A 16,176-nucleotide genomic window follows, 5' to 3' on the forward strand; every position below is an offset into this window, starting at 1 on the left:
GCGTCGCCGCCGTCACCATCAAGCAGCTCGTCCAGGCTCGCGACGGCAACACCGATCAGCGGCTCAGCGATGCTTTCGATCCCGACGACCGACCCATCCTCGAAGCCGTCTCAGCCAAGCTCGAAGGCAAGACCGAACGACAACGCAATCCTCACCCCAAAGGCTCTCTAGCCTTCGCGGCCTGGGCCATCGCCCGCCTCGGCGGCTGGACAGGCTACTACGGCAAGCCAGGCCCCAAGGTCATGCGCATCGGCCTCGCCGAATTCCACGCCATCAAGTACGGAACCAAACTCAATCTGCAAAATGTGTGAATCCGATAGGTATAGTGACGGGGAGAAGGAACGCCTTCACAAAGGATTTCGCCAATCTCCAGCGTTGCTGAAAGGGCGCCGACGCTACGGTCAGCCCCTTCTCCCCGTCACTATACGGGGAGAAGATGCCGGCAGGCAGATGAGGGGCGGCGCCGACATCGATAGTTGGTCCGACGCGACAAGCCCTTGCCCAAGCCCCTGCCCGAGCGCTCAGATGTCGAAGCTGACGACGTGGTCCATCGTCTGCGATGGCAACAGCTGGTCCATCTGCCGCGAGGGCTGGTCGCAGCCGGTCTCGCCGACGACGCGGGCCGGCACGCCGGCAACCGTCTTGTTGTGCGGTACCGGCGACAGCACCACCGACCCGGCGGCGATCTTCGAGCAATGGCCGATCTCGATGTTGCCGAGGATCTTGGCGCCGGCGCCGATCAGCACGCCGTAGCGGATCTTGGGATGGCGGTCGCCGCCGGCCTTGCCGGTGCCGCCCAGCGTCACGCCGTGCAGGATCGACACGTCGTCCTCGATCACCGCCGTCTGGCCGACGACGAGGCCGGTGGCGTGGTCGAGGAAGATGCCCTTGCCGATGCGGGCTGCCGGATTGATGTCGGTCTGGAACACCGAGGACGACCGGCTCTGCAGATACAGCGCGAAATCCTGGCGGCCCTGGTTCCACAGCCAATGCGCCAGCCGGTGCGTCTGGATGGCATGAAAACCCTTGAAGTAGAGCACCGGCATGATGAAGCGGTCGCAGGCCGGATCGCGGTCGTAATAGGCCTGGATATCGACGCGCACCGTCGTCGACCAGTCCTTGTCGTCGGCCGCCATCGCCTTGAATGTCTGGCGGATGAGGTCGGAGCCGATGTCCTGGTGGGCGAGGCGCTCGGCCAGCCGGTGGATAACCGCTTCTTCCAGGTTTTCCTGATTGAGGATGGTCGAATAAAGGAACGCCGCCAGCAGCGGATCGCGGTTGACCGCTTCCATCGCTTCGTCGCGGATCGAACGCCAGATCGGATCTACCGGCTGCACCCTGGTGGGACGGGAAATCGTAACGCTGTTCATCTGATGTCTCCGGCCATCCAATGTCTCGGCCATCCAATGTCTCGGCTTGGCGGCTTGCCTATTCTCCGGCCGCACCTATAAGCCAGATCATAGCACGGGTGAACTCAATTTTCCTTAGTGCTTCGTCAAATGGATTTGGTTGGCGGAATTTCAAGCAGTCATGGAAAACGCAACCTTGATGGACGAGACCCTGAAGCGCGAGCTTTCCGCGCTCTACAAGGCCGGGGACCGCCACTACCACGACCTCGGCCACATCGAGGCGATGCTGGCGCTGGCCAATGATTACAGGGCGTTGCTGCATGATCCTGAAGCAGTCGAAGCGGCGATCTGGTTCCACGACGCGATCTACGACAGCCGCGGCAAGGACAATGAGGCGAGGAGCGCTGCACTTGCCGTGGAGAAGCTCGCCGGCCGCGCCGACGCACAACGCATCGGCCGCATCGCGGCGATGATCACTGCGACCGCCGGCCACGAATTGCCGCCCCTTGGCGACCAGCATTCGGTTCGTGACGCGGCGCTGTTCCTCGACATGGACCTGGCGATCCTGGGTGCTGCGCCTGACGTGTTCGACGCTTACGAACAGGCGGTCCGCCGCGAATATCAGTGGGTCGATGAGCCGATGTGGCGGGCCGGCCGTGCCACAGTCCTGAAGGGCTTCCTCGCCCGCCCGCATATCTTCCATAGCGAAGAATTCCGCCTGCGCTTCGAAACCCAGGCCCGGCAAAACATGGCGCGGTCGCTCAAGGCGCTTGGCAATGACCAAGGCGGATCATAGCCCGACGCGTCGGCCGCTTGCGTCCGGAGATTTGCCCGAAATGAGATCAGGTGAATGCGCCAAAAGTCGATGCCATTGCCCACAGCATGAACACCCCGGCCGCCAGCGACGCGCCGTTGATCACGATGCCAGCCAGGCCGAGCACACGATTGTCGTTTGGGCGCCCAAGCGCCATCAGCCCGAAGACCGCGCCGGTAAGATGTGCCAAAGGCCCGGCCAGGAAAAATACCGCAGCGAAGAAGCCCGTCGCACTGTTCTGGAGCAGTGGGGAGGCGTCGCTCGGCATTGCTATCAACGCGGTGATCGCAATCGCCCCTGTCGCCAATGCGGCCAGCGCTAGAACAACGGACCATTCGCCGAACGTGCTTTTCGTAACGACGCCCGGCAAAGCGGCGTCGCTTCTTCCCCATTGTACCATCGTACCCCCAACCCTGTTTAGCGCGTGGCGGAGTTGAACCGATCCGCGCGTCACGCTTATTTAGTCCTGTATCGTTGCAAAACCGCTAAGAACCCCAGCTTCAGGCCCAATGGCCGCCTTTGGGGAGCCATCCATCAAAGCGGATGCTCGGCATAAAACTCCAGCACGCGCTGCTTGAAGGTCTTGTCGCCGACCGCCAGCATGTGGTCGCGACCTTTGATGTGAAAGGCCCTGGCGTTGGGCATCAACGCGGCGAGTTCATCCGGCGAGCCGCCGATGTCGTCCTTGGTGCCGACGGCGATCAGCGTCGGCTGGGCAATGCGGGCAAGATCGGCCTCGCTCAGCAATTCGCGCGAGGTGGCGATGCAGGCGGCGAGCGCCCGGCGATCGCTGCGGGTCTGGTCGGCGAAGGCGCGGAACGAGCGGCCGCGCGGGTCTCTGGTGCCTGCGGGATCCTTGGCCAGGAGGGCGTCGGCTATCGGATCCCAGTCGCCGACGCCGTCGACCATGCCGATGCCGAGACCGCCGAAGACCAGCGTCGCCACCTTGTCCGGGTCGGAGAGCGCCAGGAAGGCCGATATGCGCGCGCCCATCGAATAACCCATGACATGAGCGCGTTCGATGCCGAGATGGTTCAAAAGCGCTGCCGCGTCCGACGCCATTTTTGCCGGCGTGTAGTCGGCTTCGTCATAGCTCTTTGACGACGAGCCATGGCCGCGATTGTCGAAGGCGATGGCACGGTAGCCGGCATCGTTCAGCGTCTTGAACCAGCCGGGCGACACCCAGTTGACGTAATGGCTCGAGGCGAAGCCGTGGATCATCAGGATCGGATCGCCCTGCCCCGATGCCGGCTGGCGGTCAAGGAAAGCAAGGTCGAAACCGTCATGGGAGAAGAACTGCATCGGCCGAAGATCCTGCCCGTTCAGTCGGAATCGACATTCGGCGCATCGCCCTTGTCGGGCGGCGGCATGGCCGGCCCGGGCGCCGTGCCGATGGCCGGATGGCGCAGCAGGTCGCCGTCCTTAAGGCCCTTTTTGGCGGCGGTGCCTGCCTTGAGCTCGAGTACGAAGCGCACCGGCTCGTCCGGCGAGATGATCGCCTCCGACTGCGGCTCGCCTTGCTTGATCGCCCGGATCCGGCCGTCCTGGCCGACGAAGATCAGGTCGAGCGGCATCGGCGTGTTCTTCATCCAGAAGCTCACATCCTGCGGCGCACCGAAGACGAACAGCATGCCGTGATTGTCGGCCATGTGGCGGCGAAACATCAGGCCAGCCTCGCGCTCGGCGGGCGTGTCGGCGATTTCGACGGAAAAAGAACGCTCGCCGGCCTTCGTCACCGCGACCAGCGGCACCGGATCGACGGGAAGGATCATCGCCTTGCCGTCGGCCGAACTCGGTTGCTGAAAATAGAAGAACGCACTTGCGGCGACGATGAGGAAAATCCCGGCGCATAGCGCGCCCGCCGTCAGCCGGTTCCTGTGAGCCATATGAAATCCTCGACCGGAACTAATGCGAGACCGGCAAGGTACCCATATCGGGGTGAATTTCGGCAGCCATAAGGCCTTTGTCGCCGCGTCCGAAGCGGACCAGCACCACCTGGCCCGGCCGGAGTTCGGTGATGCCGTAGCGGCGCAGCGTCTCCATGTGGACGAAAATGTCCTCGGTGCCCTCACCTCGGGTCAGAAAGCCGAACCCCTTGGTGCGGTTGAACCATTTGACCAGCGCCCGTTCGAGGCCGCTTTCCGGCGTCACCGCGACATGGGTGCGCTGCTCCTGCATCTCCGCCGGATGCACCGCCGTGGAGACATCCATCGAGAGCACGCGGAAGGCCTGCAGCCCGCGCTCGCCCTGCTTGACCAGGCAGACGACGCGGGCGCCTTCCAGGGCGGTCTGAAAACCGTCCTTTCGAAGGCATGTCACATGGAGGAGGATGTCGCCCGAAGTACCATCATCGGGAAGGATGAAACCGTAGCCCTTGGCCACGTCGAACCATTTGATGGCGCCGGCGATTTCGACGAGATCGGCCGTATCGGCGCTCTCATCCCGCTTCAACGCATCGTTACCGGCCCCGTCCCGCCCCATGAAAGAGGCCTTTTCCCCCATAAGAACGCCCCCTTTTTTCAAGAAACACTGCAACTGATTCTTGGTATCAGATTAACACCGCGGCTTCCGGTGTGTGCAAGACCTGACGTGCCTTTTTTCACGGTTCCATACAGGAATAGCAGATTTGCCGTTTGCCGGCGCCGGCAAGCGCGGCCGATTGCCCTTTGGCCGGGCCGCCCCTATGTTGCGCCGCAACGCAACATAAGGAGGAAATCATGCGCTATCTGCACACCATGGTCCGCGTCGCCGACATCGATGCCTCGCTCGATTTCTACTGCAACAAGCTTGGCCTCAAGGAAGTGCGCCGCCACGAAAACGAGCAAGGCCGCTACACGCTGATCTTTCTCGCAGCGCCCGAAGACGAGCAGAGCGGCATCTCCGAAAAGGCGCCGCTGGTCGAGCTGACCTACAATTGGGATCCGGAAGACTACAAGGGTGGCCGCAATTTCGGCCATCTCGCCTATGAGGTCGACGACATCTACGCCACCTGCCAGCGGCTGATGGACAATGGCGTCACCATCAACCGGCCGCCGCGCGACGGCAACATGGCGTTCGTCAAATCGCCGGACGGCATCTCGATCGAGCTGTTGCAGAAAGGTCCGGCAAAGCCGAAGGCCGAGCCGTGGGCGTCGATGCCGAACACCGGCAGCTGGTAGCCGATCACGCCATCTTGAACGGACGTCGACGGGCCCTGGTTCGGTTTTCGCGTCCGCATTCCCCAGGAGAATTCATTCATGCCGACCAGCCATGTCGACGTCGCCACCGAACATGCCAGCCGCTATCTGCAGCAGCTGTGCAAACATTGGGCGCACAAGTTTCCAGTCGAATTCGACGCGAACCACGGCACTATCGATCTGACGCTCGGCCGCACGGTTCTCGATGCCGACCAGGCTGCGCTGCACATTGCGGTGACGACCGATGAAGCCGGCTCGCTCGAGCGCCTGGAAACGGTCGTTGCCGAGCACATCAAGCGCTTCGCCTTCCGTGAAGAGCTGGCATTCGACTGGAAACGCGCTCCGGCCGCGTAGACGACCTCAACCGCCGGCCTTGGCCATCTCGAGCAGCATCAGCACGGTGCGCCAATTGCGCGCCGTGCCAGGCACCTTCAGAACCCGCGGGATGAGATTGGCAAACACCGATTTGGCGAGCCCATCAGGCGCATGCAGGTAGAGCACGTCGCCCTTGACCTCGAAGCGTTCGGGCCCGGTGCATTTTTCCGCCAGCCGGGCGACCTCCTCGGCGGTCGGCTGGCGCTCCAGCGCATAGGCGTGCAGCTTCGTCGGCTCGCCGGCCACTTCCGGATAGGGATTGTCCACCGCCAGCCGCTCGAGCCAGCCGAGATCGCGCACCATGATGCGCGAATGGAACCCCCATTTCTTCTCGAATTCCGCTTCCAACCGCCTGGTCAGCATCGCCGCATCGCAATCTGGCGACCGGAAGACGGCGTTGCCGCTCTGCACATAGGTGGCGATATCGGAGAAGCCGAGCTGCTCGAAAAATGACCTGAGTTCCGCCATTTTGACGATGCGGTTGCCGCCGACGTTGATGCCGGAAAACAGCGCGATAAAAACCTTCGCCGGAGCGTTCGGAAGATCGTTGCTGCTCATATGATGAACCCGGCGAGCGTCTCGTTGTCGGTGATGTCCTGGTAATGGACGCTCTCGGCATCGAAATTCGCCTTGAGCAGGTCGAAATTGCGGCGGTCCTTGGTTTCGATGCCGATCAGCACCGAACCGAAATTGCGCGCCGATTTCTTCAGATATTCGAAGCGGGCGATGTCGTCGTCGGGACCTAGCAATTCGAGGAAATCGCGCAGCGCGCCGGGCCGCTGCGGAAAGCGGATGATGAAGTATTTCTTCAAGCCCTCGAAGCGCAGCGCCCGTTCCTTCACATCGGGCAGCCGCTCGAAATCGAAATTGCCGCCTGACACCACGGCAACGATGGTCTTGCCCCTGATTTCCTTCCTGGAAAAATCCTTGAGCGCGTCGATCGCCAGCGCGCCGGCCGGCTCCAGCACGACGCCTTCGACATTGAGCATTTCGATCATGGTTGCGCAGAGCCGGTTTTCCGGGATCAGCCGCACGGTATCGGCGGCAAACTCCTTGAGGTGGCGCAGCGGCTCGCGGCCGATCTCGGCCACCGCCGCGCCGTCGACGAAATTGTCGACCTTGGCGAGCTTGACCCGCTTTCCGGTGGCGAGGCTCTCGCTCAGGCTCGGTGCGCCGGCCGGCTCGCAAAAGACGAAGCGTGTTTCACGCTGCTGGTCGGCGAAATAATGGGTGACGCCGGCGGCCAGGCCACCGCCGCCGACCGGCAGCATGACCATATCCGGCATGCGCGCGCCGGGCATCTGGCCCGATATCTCGTAGGCGACGGTCGCCTGCCCTTCGATGATGTCCTTGTGGTCGAAAGGCGGCACCATGTGTGCGCCGGCAGTCTCGGTGAATTCGAGTGCCGCGCGGTAGCAGTCGTCGAAGAAATCGCCGACCAGCCTGATCTCGACGAATTCGCCGCCGAACAGCCGCGTCTTGTCGATCTTCTGCTGCGGCGTCGTCACCGGCATGAAGACGACGCCCTTTTTGCCGAAATGGCGGCAGACGAAGGCAAAGCCCTGCGCGTGATTGCCGGCCGAGGCGCAGACGAACAGCTCGGCAGCGTTGCCGGCGGCGAGCGTCTTGCGGAAGAAGTTGAAGGCGCCGCGGATCTTGTAGGATCGCACCGGCGTCAGGTCCTCGCGCTTCAGCAGCACCCGCGCGCCGGTCTTCTTCGACAGATAGTCGTTTTCCTGCAGCGGTGTTTCCGGAAAGATCTCGCGGATCGCGGCAGCGGCGGCAGCGACGCGAGAGGAGAAACTGGTCATGGCAAGAGCACCCCACAGCTAGCCGAATTCGGTCCCGCTATTGCATATCCGGCCTCGCGAAGCCATTGTCCGGCCACCCCGAAAGGGTATTCCCAAAACCGCGTTGGCCGTTAGGAGCGTCTGTTCATGCCTGTCGCATCGGTGGCCCAGAAAACCGTGTCGCTGCCAGAGTTCGGCGAGCCGACGGTGATGCCGCTGGTTACGCGCGCCACCTATGAGGTCCGCATAGCGGCACTGGTCGCGCGCGGCGGGTTCGATGCCTTCGTCGTCTATGGCGACCGCGAACATGCGGCCAATGTCGCCTATCTCTGCGGCTACGATCCGCGCTTCGAGGAGACGCTGCTGGTCATCGTTGCCGGCAAGCCGCCGAAATTACTGGTCGGCAATGAGGGCTGGGGCTATGCCGAGATCTGCGACGGGCCGTACGAGCGCGTGCTCTACCAGACGTTTTCGCTGCCGGCGCAGCCGCGCGACCGCTCGCAAGCGCTGGCCGACATCCTCGTGGATTGCGGCCTGAAAGCCGGCCTGCGCATCGGCGCCATCGGCTGGAAGCCGTTCGGCCCCGGCGATGTCGGTTTTGGCGAAACGACGCTCGACCTGCCGTCCTTCATCGCCGACACGTTGCGCAGCCTTGCCGGCGATAGGGGCGTGGTCGTCAACGCGGCGAACCTTTTGATGAACCCTGCCGACGGCCTGCGCGCCATCAACGAGGCCGACCAGCTGGCGGCGTTCGAATTCGCCGCGACCTATTCCTCGCAAGGCCTGCGCAATGTGCTGCAAGGCATCGAACCCGGCATGACCGAATTGCAGGCGGCGCGGCTGATGGGCATCAACGGCCTGCCGCAATGCTGTCACCCGATGCTGTCGGCCGGCAGGCGGGCGCCCTATGGCCTGCCAAGCCCGCGTCTTGACGTCATCAAGCGCGGCGACCCGATCACCATGGCCTATGGCATCCATGGCTCACTCAACGCCCGCGCCGGTTTTCTGGTCGAGGACGCGGCCGAGCTTCCAAGGGGCATCCAGGACTATGTCGAGAGGCTGGTCGCGCCCTATTTCTGCGCCGTCGTCGACTGGTATGAGACGGTCGGCATCGGCGTTCCCGGCGGCGCGTTGTGGCAAGCGGTGCACAAGCGCATCGGCGATCCGTTCTTTGGCGTGTCGCTCAATCCCGGCCATCTCGTCCATATCGACGAATGGATGCATTCGCCGGTATTTTCCGGCTCCGACATCAGGTTGAAGTCGGGCATGGCCTTGCAGGTCGACATCATCCCGGCGACCGGCACCGATTACTTCACCACCAACATCGAGGACGGCATCGCGCTGGCCGACGAGGCGCTGCGCGAAGAGATCGCCGCGCGCTATCCTGAAGCCTGGCGCCGCATCGAGGCGCGCCGCGCCTTCATGACCGACGTGCTCGGCATAAGGCTGAAGCCGGAAGTGCTGCCCTTTTCCAACATTCCGGCCTTCCTGCCGCCGTTCTGGCTTTCGCGCAACAGTGCGATGGCAGTCGCGAGGCGCTGAGCGCATTTCGGCGCCTGCGACTTACTTCTGCCGCACTTCGCCTGTCCGGGAGGTGCGGCGGAGGTGGATGGGCCTTTGGTTAGGCCGGAGTGGAATTGCTTAAGTGCCCTTGAAGACAATTTGCATCATTGTTCTTGCCGCGCTGCTCGCCGGCTGCGGCGGCCGCCAAACCGAGGAACTGCTCGGCAGCGCCATGATGGCGGTGCCGGTGACGGAAATCGCCGGCAACCACTCGATCTTCATCGCCACCACGCGCAAGCGCTCCGACGATCCCAACAAGGTCTTCGACGGCGAGCGGTCGGCGACGCTGAACTATGCCCGCGTCAACGTCACCGTCCCCGGCATCCACAAGACAGGCCAGATCGAGCGGCGCTCGCGCGGCAAGTCGGACGATCCGGCCAAATACTTCATGGCTTCCGAGGTCGTCGGCTACGACACCCAGCCGAAATTCTCCAGCGCGCTCAGCGCCGACATCGCGGCGCGCGGCGGCCGCGTCATGGTCTTCGTCCACGGCTACAACACCGGCTTCGACGACGCCGTCTACCGCGTCACCCAGATCACCCATGATTCCGGCTATCCGGGCACGCCGGTGCTGTTTTCCTGGGCGTCGGGCGCCAAGACCACCGACTACGTCTACGACAAGGAAAGCGCCAGCGTTGCCCGCGACCAGCTGGAAGTGACCTTGAGAATGCTGGCGCAGACCGGCGCGCGGCGCATCGACATCGTCGCCCATTCGCTGGGGACCTGGGTTACCATGGAGGCGCTGCGCCAGCTCGCCATTACCGGCGACCGCGATCTCGGCGGCAAGCTCGGCGACGTCGTGCTGGCCTCGCCCGACATCGACGTCGACGTGTTCAAGAGCCAGATGCGCCGCTACGGCAAGCCGGACAAGCCGTTCATCCTGCTGCTCTCCGACGACGACCGGGCGCTAAGGTTATCGGGCCTGATCGCCGGTTCGCGGCCGCGCGTTGGCGACTACAAGAATGCTGCCGACCTCGCCAGCTATGGCGTGTCGGTCGTCGACCTTTCCAGCGTCAAGGGCGCCGACCGCTTCAACCACACCAAATTCGCCGACAATCCGGAATTGGTGCAGTTGATCGGCCAGAAGCTGCGCGAGGATGACGGGTTTGCCAGTGACCGCGAAGTGACAGACCGCATCGCCTCGGTCGGACAATAGCTGCATTGCACGGCCGTCATTGTTGACCCTTGCCGCGCCATCGGGACAGTTTGAACTGGACCGTGCCGGCCTCTGCCTCTATCGAATAGGCCAAGACGTCTCCGGCTCGACGTCGCCTTTGCGGGAGCCCGCGTGATCGTGCCTTCGAAGATCTTTCTCGTCGTTGCGTTCGCGCTCGCGGTTACCGGCTGCGCCGGCCAGAACACGCATGACCTGCTCAACAAGACGACGATCACCGTACCTGCTTCCGACATTGCGGCAACGCACAAGATCTTCGTCGCCACAACCCGGCAAAGGGCAACGAAAGAGCCCCGGCAGGTGTTCGACGGCGACCGTTCGCCGACCACCAGCTTTGCCAGCGTCGAGGTGACGGTGCCCAAAATCCACCAGCTCGGCGCCATCGAGCGGGTCAAGGGCTCGGCCAACAGCAATCCGGCGAAGGATTTCACGGCGACCGGCGTCACCTTCTACGAAGGCGCCCCGCAATTCGCCAAGGCGGTCGGCGCCGACATCGCGATGCGCGGCGACCGCGCGCTGGTTTTCGTGCACGGCTTCAACAACGGCTTCGACGACGGCATCTACCGGCTGACGCAGATCGCGCACGACACCAAATACCCGGGAACGCCGGTGCTGTTTTCGTGGGCATCGAGCGGCAAGACGACCGGCTACATCTACGACAAGGAAAGCGCCAATGCGGCGCGCGACGATCTCGAAGCGACGCTGCGCATGCTCGCCAAGAGCCGCGCCAAGAGCATCGACATCATTGCCCATTCGATGGGGACCTGGGTGACGATGGAAGCGTTGCGCCAGCTTGCCATCACCGGCGACCGCGACCTCGGCGGCAAGCTCGGCTACGTCATCCTGGCCTCGCCCGACATCGACGTCGACGTGTTCAAGAAGCAGATGATCCGCTACGGCAAGCCCGACAAGCCGTTCGCCGTGCTGCTTTCGGGCGACGACCGGGCGCTCAGACTGTCGACCATGATCTCCGGCGACAAGCCGCGCGTCGGCGACTATGGCGACGCGGCCGACCTCGCCAGCTATGGCGTCTCGGTGGTCGACCTGACCAAGACAAAGGGCGGCGACCGGCTGAACCACGCCAAGTTCGCCGACAACCCGTTTCTGGTGCAGCTGCTCGGCGACCGCCTGCGCGCCCCGGCGGGCCTCGCCTCCGAAGAAACCGCGCCGGCCCAGCTCGACAATCTCGGCCAGGGCCTCGGCAAGGCCGTCGGCTCGGTCGCCGAGATCGTCATCACCACGCCGTTCAAGGTGCTGACCATCGCCACCGGCGGGTGAGCAACGGCGTGGGCTGCCGGGCATAAGTAGCAATCCTTCGCGCCCCCCTCTGTCCTGCCGGACATCTCCCCCACTTGGGGGGAGATTGGCAGCTTCAGCGCTCTGCTCAATTTTTGCGACGAGGAAGATTGGCGAAAACCGAGGTGACGTCCGATCTCCCCCCTCGTGGGGGAGATGTCCGGCAGGACAGAGGGGGGCGCTGTCCCTCCAGCCTCAAAAGTTCCGCACGACGGCGCTAAACGAACAGATCGACCTTCCGAAACGTCGTCACGTCGATCAGGCCGACATCGGAAATTCTGAGCTCCGGGATGACGACCAGCGCCAGCAGCGAGTGCTGCATGTAGGCGTTGTTCAGCGAGCAGCCCATCTGCCGCATGGCATCGCTGAGTTTGTCCGCCTTGGCGGCGACGATTTCGGCGCGCTCGTCCGACATCAGGCCGGCGATCGGCATTTCGACCAGCGCCAGCTCCTTACCCTTGGAGAACAGCACAACGCCGCCGCCGACCTCGCCCAGCCGGTTCACGGCCAGCGCCATGTCCTGCTTGTTGGTGCCGACGACGATAATGTGGTGGGCATCGTGCGCCACGCTGGAGGCCATGGCGCAGTCGCCGATATAGCCGAAGCCGGAGACAAAGGCGTTGGTGACGCCGCCGGTGCCCTTGTGGCGCTCGACCAGCGCTATCTGGCAGACGTCGTTGCGGCGGTCCATGGCGACCAGCCCCTCTTCAACCGGCAGATCGGCCTCGAGCGCCCGCGTCGGCGCCTGGTTCTCGATGACGCCGATGACGCGCACCCGCACTTCGTTGGCGCCCATGGGTGCCGCGATGTCGAAATCACCGGGTTTGAGTTTCTTGCCGAGCTTGACGGTGTTTTTCGCTGTCTTCGGATAGTCGTAGGCCGCAATGTCGATCTCGAGCTTGCCGCCCTTGGCCAGCCTGACGCCGCGGCCATAGACCTCGTCGATGGTCATTTCGGCGAGGTCGGAGACGATCAGCAGATCGGCGAGCCGACCCGGCGCGATCGAGCCGATTTCGCGCTCCAGCTTGAAATGCTGGGCGGTGTTGAGCGTCGCCATCTGGATCGCGGTTACCGGCTTCAAGCCCTGGCTGATGGCGTGGCGCACGACCCGGTCCATATGGCCTTCGTGCACCAGCGTGCCGGAATGGCTGTCGTCGGTGCACAGGATGAAGTTGCGCGGGTCGAGGCCGCTCTCGGTCACCGCCTTGATCTGTGATGCCACGTCGTACCAGGCCGAGCCCAGCCGCAGCATCGCCTTCATGCCCTGGCGGACGCGGGCGATGGCGTCCTCGGCGCGCGTGCCTTCGTGGTCATCCTCCGGGCCGCCGGCGACATAGCCATGGAACGGCAGGCCCAGATCGCGCGAGGCATAATGCCCGCCGACGGTCTTGCCGGCCCTCACCGTCGCGGCGATCTCGCCCGACATCACCGGATCGTTGGCGGCGACGCCGGGAAAATTCATCATCTCGCCGAGCCCGATGATGTTCTCCCAGGTCATCGCCTCGGCAACGTCGGCGACGGTCAGCTCGGCGCCGGCATGCTCGAGCCCCGGGGCGGAGGGCACGCAGGACGGCATCTGCACGAGCACGTTGACCGGCATGGCGACGGCCTCGTCATGCATCAGCCGCACGCCCGGCAGGCCGAGCACATTGGCGATCTCATGCGGATCGATGAACATCGAGGTGGTGCCGTGCGGGATCACCGCGCGGCAGAATTCCGTCACCGTCACCATGCCGCTCTCGACATGCATATGCGCGTCGCAAAGCCCCGGCACCAGATAGCGGCCACCGGCATCGACCACCTTGGTGCCCTGGCCGATGGCATGGCTGGCATTCGGCCCGCAATAGGCAAAGCGGCCGCCGGCGATGGCGATGTCTGTGCCGGCGATGATCTCGCCGGAATGAACGTTGACCCAGCGCCCGTTGCGGATGACGAGATCGGCGGGTTTGCGGCCCATGGCGACATCGACCAGATGCGTCGCCATCTCGGCCCAGGGTTTTGGTTTCGTCGCACTGGCGGTCTTCGGCATCAACAGGCTCCTCTTTGTCCGACTGTGCCAAGCCGCGAGGATTTTGACCAGCGAGGAAGTAAGCGCGGACGGCGAAACTGCCATTTCCCCCCAAAAGGGGACCCAAAGTGGGGGAGATGTCGCCGAAGGCGACAGAGGGGGTCGGGCGCCGACCTCTCAAGACCTGGGTTCCTCGCCCACCGCGAAGCGGGGGAGAGGTGGCCGCGACGGGGCCGGAGAGGGGGCCTTTCATAGAGCGCGGTCCCCCTCTCCGTCTCGGCTTCGCCGAGCCACCTCTCCCCCACTTTCGTGGGGGCGAGGAACCCAAGCTGAGAAATGAAGCGGCGATTCAACGCTGACAGGCAACTTTGTTCTTGCTTTGTGCCGGCAGCTATGCTACTAATTTGGGTATGGTACTGATTCGTACCGATGACCCGCCCGCAAAGGCGGGTTTTTTGTTTTAGCCGGTTTGTCTCGGTTTTCGCAGTCGACACTCAGAACCGCTACGGCTTCGACTCGGAGCTCTCGATGCATCCATGGGCCGCGCCACCAACCCGCGACCGCAGAAGACGGCTTGACGGCCCCTGCCCGGCATCTGAAAAGGACTGGCCTGCGGACGTGGCGGAATTGGTAGACGCAAGGGACTTAAAATCCCTCGATCTCTGATCGTACGGGTTCGATTCCCGTCGTCCGCACCAGATTGGTCTTCGTTTTTAGTTTCGTAACTGGAGACCAGGCGCTCGACCCGGTTCTGGCCGCCTCACCTCCCGATCGGGTTCAGCTTCAAATGCTGGATCAGGATAATCGTCTTGGCGTCGATGATCCGACCGTCGTGGATACCGGCCAGCGCCTCGTCGAGCGGCATTTCCAAAACTTCGATGTCCTCGCCTTCGTCGTGGGCGCCGCCGCCGTCGGAAATGCGGTCGGCGGGCGAATAGCGGGCGACGAAGAACCAGAGCCGCTCGGTCACGCTGCCGGGGCTCATATAGGGCGAAAACAGCCGCTGCACGTCCTTCAGCCGGTAGCCGAGTTCCTCCTCGGCCTCCTTGCGGATGCAGGTTTCGGGATCGTCTTCGTCGAGCAGGCCGGCACAGGCCTCGATCAGCGGCTCCTTGTGGCCGGTGACATAGGCCGGATAGCGGAACTGCCGCACCAGAAGCACCGTCGAGCGCTCCGGATCGAAAGGCAGGATCACCGCGCCGTCGCCGCGATCGTAGGTCTGGCGGGTGTGCGTTTCCCATTTGCCGTCGCGCCGGCGGTAGTCGAAGACGGTCTTTTTCAAAACCGCCCATTCGTCGGAAAGGACTTCCTCAGAGCGGATGCGAATGCGATCTTCCATGGTGGACTCCCTGCTGCCGCGGCAAGGCGTAGCCGCGGACGCCCGTTCGTGCAATCCGGCCAGCTATTGGTCCAGAGCACCGGTTCACCGTCTCGTGTCTGGCGCTGGCACAATCGGCTGCATAAATAGCGGCAACCCTTCGCGGAGTTTTTTATGACCTCATCGCTTTTCCAGCCGATCACCCTCGACGGCCTCACCTTCCCCAACCGCATCGCCGTCGCGCCGATGTGCCAGTATTCGGCCGAGGACGGCTCGGCCAGCGATTGGCACCTTTATCACTGGATGAACCTGGCGATGTCGGGCGCCGGCATGGTCACCGTCGAAATGACCGATGTCGAGCGGCGCGGCCGCATCTCGCACGGCTGCCTCGGCCTCTATTCCGAGGACAACGAGGCGGCCGCCCGGCGCACCCTGGATGCAGCCAAGCGTGTCGCCGCACCGGGCACGAAATTCGGCACGCAGCTTGCCCATGCCGGCCGCAAGGCCTCCAACCGCGAACCCTGGGAGGGCGGCGGCCCGCTAAGCGCCGATCAGGACCCGTGGCCGATCGTGTCGGCCTCGGCGATCGCCTACGACACCGGCTGGCAGGTGCCGCGGGCGCTGGAGGACGCCGAGATCCTGCAAATCATCGAACGCTTCGCCGAAGCGGCCCGGCGGGCCGAGCGGGCCGGCTTCGACTTCATCGAGTTGCATGCCGCGCATGGCTATCTGATCTTCCAGTTCCTGTCGCCGCTCTCCAACCGGCGCACCGACCGCTGGGGCGGCTCACTGGAAAACCGCATGCGTTTCGCCGTCGAGATCGCCAAGGCGGTGAAGAAGGCAGTGCCCAGGCTGATGCTGGGCGCGCGTCTGTCGATCAAGGAATGGGTCGATGGCGGCTTCGAGGTCGAGGATGCGATCGAAGTGGCAAAAGCGCTGAAGGAAGCCGGCGTCGCCTATCTCTGCTGCTCGAGCGGCGGCAATTCGCCGTTGCAGAAGTTGCCGTCCGGGCCCGGTTACCAGGTGCATCTGGCCGAAGCGGTGCGCAAGGCCGTCGGCATCCCGACGCGGGCCGTCGGCCTTATCGACGATCCGAAACAGGCCGAGGCGATCGTTGCCGACGGCCGCGCCGACATGGTGGCGCTGGCGCGCGCCTTCCTTGCCGATCCGCGCTGGGGCTGGCGCGCCGCGGCCACCTTCGGCGAAAAAATCCACCCGGCGCCGCAGCTTGCCCGCTCGGTGACGACGATGCAGCACTGGATGAAGGCGGCGAACTGACGCCGGGTTCGTCTCGCTGGACGGGCCAGCACAGC

The 16,176-nt window shown here is 63.9% G+C and carries 16 protein-coding genes, 1 tRNA gene and 1 pseudogene; 9 read left to right on the forward strand and 9 right to left on the reverse strand.

Annotated features, from left to right (window positions below):
* A pseudogene (locus NKG60_RS13215) lies at nucleotides 1–311 on the forward strand (IS4 family transposase); the annotation flags it as partial.
* A gap of 210 nt (nucleotides 312–521) precedes the next feature.
* On the opposite strand, the gene cysE reads toward NKG60_RS13215, so the two are convergent.
* Nucleotides 522–1,370: a serine O-acetyltransferase gene (cysE, locus tag NKG60_RS13220; protein WP_023717455.1), complete on the reverse strand. Its 849-nt coding sequence runs from the start codon at nucleotides 1,368–1,370 to the stop codon at nucleotides 522–524.
* A gap of 160 nt (nucleotides 1,371–1,530) precedes the next feature.
* Between cysE and NKG60_RS13225 the strand changes: the two genes are divergently transcribed.
* Nucleotides 1,531–2,145, forward strand: coding sequence for an HD domain-containing protein (locus tag NKG60_RS13225; protein ID WP_352868282.1), 615 nt, complete (start codon nucleotides 1,531–1,533; stop codon nucleotides 2,143–2,145).
* 46 nt (nucleotides 2,146–2,191) lie between these two features.
* Here the strand turns inward: NKG60_RS13225 and NKG60_RS13230 are convergent, their stop codons facing one another.
* From NKG60_RS13230 to NKG60_RS13245, 4 genes are all read right to left on the reverse strand, one after another.
* Nucleotides 2,192–2,563: a hypothetical protein gene (locus NKG60_RS13230; RefSeq protein ID WP_352868280.1), complete on the reverse strand. Its 372-nt coding sequence runs from the start codon at nucleotides 2,561–2,563 to the stop codon at nucleotides 2,192–2,194.
* A 134-nt stretch (nucleotides 2,564–2,697) separates the two neighbouring features.
* Nucleotides 2,698–3,465 carry an alpha/beta fold hydrolase gene (locus NKG60_RS13235; protein ID WP_352868277.1) on the reverse strand — a complete coding sequence of 256 codons (768 nt, stop codon included), beginning with the start codon at nucleotides 3,463–3,465 and terminating at the stop codon, nucleotides 2,698–2,700.
* 20 nt (nucleotides 3,466–3,485) lie between these two features.
* Nucleotides 3,486–4,049 carry a DUF192 domain-containing protein gene (locus NKG60_RS13240; RefSeq protein ID WP_352868275.1) on the reverse strand — a complete coding sequence of 188 codons (564 nt, stop codon included), beginning with the start codon at nucleotides 4,047–4,049 and terminating at the stop codon, nucleotides 3,486–3,488.
* A gap of 19 nt (nucleotides 4,050–4,068) precedes the next feature.
* A complete protein-coding gene (locus NKG60_RS13245) occupies nucleotides 4,069–4,665 on the reverse strand; it encodes a cold-shock protein (protein ID WP_502903448.1) in 597 nt (198 codons plus the stop codon).
* A gap of 215 nt (nucleotides 4,666–4,880) precedes the next feature.
* On the opposite strand from NKG60_RS13245, the gene gloA reads away from it, so the two are divergent.
* On the forward strand, nucleotides 4,881–5,321 hold the full coding sequence (gene gloA, locus NKG60_RS13250; protein ID WP_023674793.1) for a lactoylglutathione lyase: 441 nt from the start codon (nucleotides 4,881–4,883) through the stop codon (nucleotides 5,319–5,321).
* 78 nt (nucleotides 5,322–5,399) lie between these two features.
* On the forward strand, nucleotides 5,400–5,693 hold the full coding sequence (locus tag NKG60_RS13255; protein ID WP_352868271.1) for a DUF2218 domain-containing protein: 294 nt from the start codon (nucleotides 5,400–5,402) through the stop codon (nucleotides 5,691–5,693).
* 6 nt (nucleotides 5,694–5,699) lie between these two features.
* On the opposite strand, the gene NKG60_RS13260 is transcribed toward NKG60_RS13255, so the two are convergent.
* Together NKG60_RS13260 and ilvA are read right to left on the reverse strand one after the other, a co-directional pair.
* Nucleotides 5,700–6,272: a DUF1697 domain-containing protein gene (locus tag NKG60_RS13260; protein ID WP_352868268.1), complete on the reverse strand. Its 573-nt coding sequence runs from the start codon at nucleotides 6,270–6,272 to the stop codon at nucleotides 5,700–5,702.
* Nucleotides 6,269–7,525 (reverse strand): threonine ammonia-lyase IlvA, encoded by a 1,257-nt coding sequence (gene ilvA, locus NKG60_RS13265; protein WP_352868265.1) that lies wholly within the window; start codon nucleotides 7,523–7,525, stop codon nucleotides 6,269–6,271. Before ilvA ends, NKG60_RS13260 begins: the two co-directional genes overlap by 4 nt.
* Nucleotides 7,526–7,651: 126 nt before the next feature.
* Between ilvA and NKG60_RS13270 the strand changes: the two genes are divergently transcribed.
* From NKG60_RS13270 to NKG60_RS13280, 3 genes are all read left to right on the forward strand, one after another.
* Complete coding sequence (locus NKG60_RS13270) at nucleotides 7,652–9,046, forward strand: hypothetical protein (RefSeq protein ID WP_352868263.1); 1,395 nt, start codon at nucleotides 7,652–7,654, stop codon at nucleotides 9,044–9,046.
* Between the two features lie 103 nt (nucleotides 9,047–9,149).
* Entirely contained in the window at nucleotides 9,150–10,223 is a 1,074-nt protein-coding gene (locus NKG60_RS13275) for an alpha/beta hydrolase (protein ID WP_352868261.1), read from the forward strand.
* A gap of 132 nt (nucleotides 10,224–10,355) precedes the next feature.
* Nucleotides 10,356–11,519 carry an alpha/beta hydrolase gene (locus tag NKG60_RS13280; protein ID WP_352868259.1) on the forward strand — a complete coding sequence of 388 codons (1,164 nt, stop codon included), beginning with the start codon at nucleotides 10,356–10,358 and terminating at the stop codon, nucleotides 11,517–11,519.
* A 235-nt stretch (nucleotides 11,520–11,754) separates the two neighbouring features.
* On the opposite strand, the gene ade is transcribed toward NKG60_RS13280, so the two are convergent.
* Nucleotides 11,755–13,566, reverse strand: coding sequence for an adenine deaminase (gene ade, locus NKG60_RS13285; RefSeq protein WP_352868256.1), 1,812 nt, complete (start codon nucleotides 13,564–13,566; stop codon nucleotides 11,755–11,757).
* Between the two features lie 591 nt (nucleotides 13,567–14,157).
* Between ade and NKG60_RS13290 the strand changes: the two genes are divergently transcribed.
* Nucleotides 14,158–14,243 (forward strand) — tRNA-Leu (locus NKG60_RS13290).
* 62 nt (nucleotides 14,244–14,305) lie between these two features.
* Here the strand turns inward: NKG60_RS13290 and NKG60_RS13295 are convergent.
* Entirely contained in the window at nucleotides 14,306–14,884 is a 579-nt protein-coding gene (locus NKG60_RS13295) for an NUDIX domain-containing protein (protein WP_254817694.1), read from the reverse strand.
* Between the two features lie 153 nt (nucleotides 14,885–15,037).
* Here NKG60_RS13295 and NKG60_RS13300 point away from each other — a divergent pair, with 153 nt between their 5' ends.
* Nucleotides 15,038–16,141, forward strand: a complete 1,104-nt coding sequence (locus NKG60_RS13300; protein WP_352865873.1) for an NADH:flavin oxidoreductase/NADH oxidase — start codon at nucleotides 15,038–15,040, stop codon at nucleotides 16,139–16,141.
* Nucleotides 16,142–16,176 lie beyond the last annotated feature (35 nt).

The sequence above is a fragment of the Mesorhizobium sp. M1428 genome (genome assembly GCF_040317515.1).
Taxonomy (GTDB): Bacteria; Pseudomonadota; Alphaproteobacteria; order Rhizobiales; family Rhizobiaceae; genus Mesorhizobium.

Bases quoted from the DNA above. Each gene is read 5' to 3' on its own strand.
- NKG60_RS13245 (WP_502903448.1), bottom strand. From the start codon at position 4,665: ATGGGGGAAAAGGCCTCTTTCATGGGGCGGGACGGGGCCGGTAACGAT.
- NKG60_RS13260 (WP_352868268.1), bottom strand. From the start codon at position 6,272: ATGAGCAGCAACGATCTTCCGAACGCTCCGGCGAAGGTTTTTATCGCG.
- cysE (WP_023717455.1), bottom strand. From the start codon at position 1,370: ATGAACAGCGTTACGATTTCCCGTCCCACCAGGGTGCAGCCGGTAGAT.
- NKG60_RS13270 (WP_352868263.1), top strand. From the start codon at position 7,652: ATGCCTGTCGCATCGGTGGCCCAGAAAACCGTGTCGCTGCCAGAGTTC.
- NKG60_RS13240 (WP_352868275.1), bottom strand. From the start codon at position 4,049: ATGGCTCACAGGAACCGGCTGACGGCGGGCGCGCTATGCGCCGGGATT.
- ade (WP_352868256.1), bottom strand. From the start codon at position 13,566: ATGCCGAAGACCGCCAGTGCGACGAAACCAAAACCCTGGGCCGAGATG.
- NKG60_RS13225 (WP_352868282.1), top strand. From the start codon at position 1,531: ATGGAAAACGCAACCTTGATGGACGAGACCCTGAAGCGCGAGCTTTCC.
- NKG60_RS13255 (WP_352868271.1), top strand. From the start codon at position 5,400: ATGCCGACCAGCCATGTCGACGTCGCCACCGAACATGCCAGCCGCTAT.
- NKG60_RS13295 (WP_254817694.1), bottom strand. From the start codon at position 14,884: ATGGAAGATCGCATTCGCATCCGCTCTGAGGAAGTCCTTTCCGACGAA.
- NKG60_RS13300 (WP_352865873.1), top strand. From the start codon at position 15,038: ATGACCTCATCGCTTTTCCAGCCGATCACCCTCGACGGCCTCACCTTC.
- NKG60_RS13230 (WP_352868280.1), bottom strand. From the start codon at position 2,563: ATGGTACAATGGGGAAGAAGCGACGCCGCTTTGCCGGGCGTCGTTACG.
- gloA (WP_023674793.1), top strand. From the start codon at position 4,881: ATGCGCTATCTGCACACCATGGTCCGCGTCGCCGACATCGATGCCTCG.
- ilvA (WP_352868265.1), bottom strand. From the start codon at position 7,525: ATGACCAGTTTCTCCTCTCGCGTCGCTGCCGCCGCTGCCGCGATCCGC.
- NKG60_RS13235 (WP_352868277.1), bottom strand. From the start codon at position 3,465: ATGCAGTTCTTCTCCCATGACGGTTTCGACCTTGCTTTCCTTGACCGC.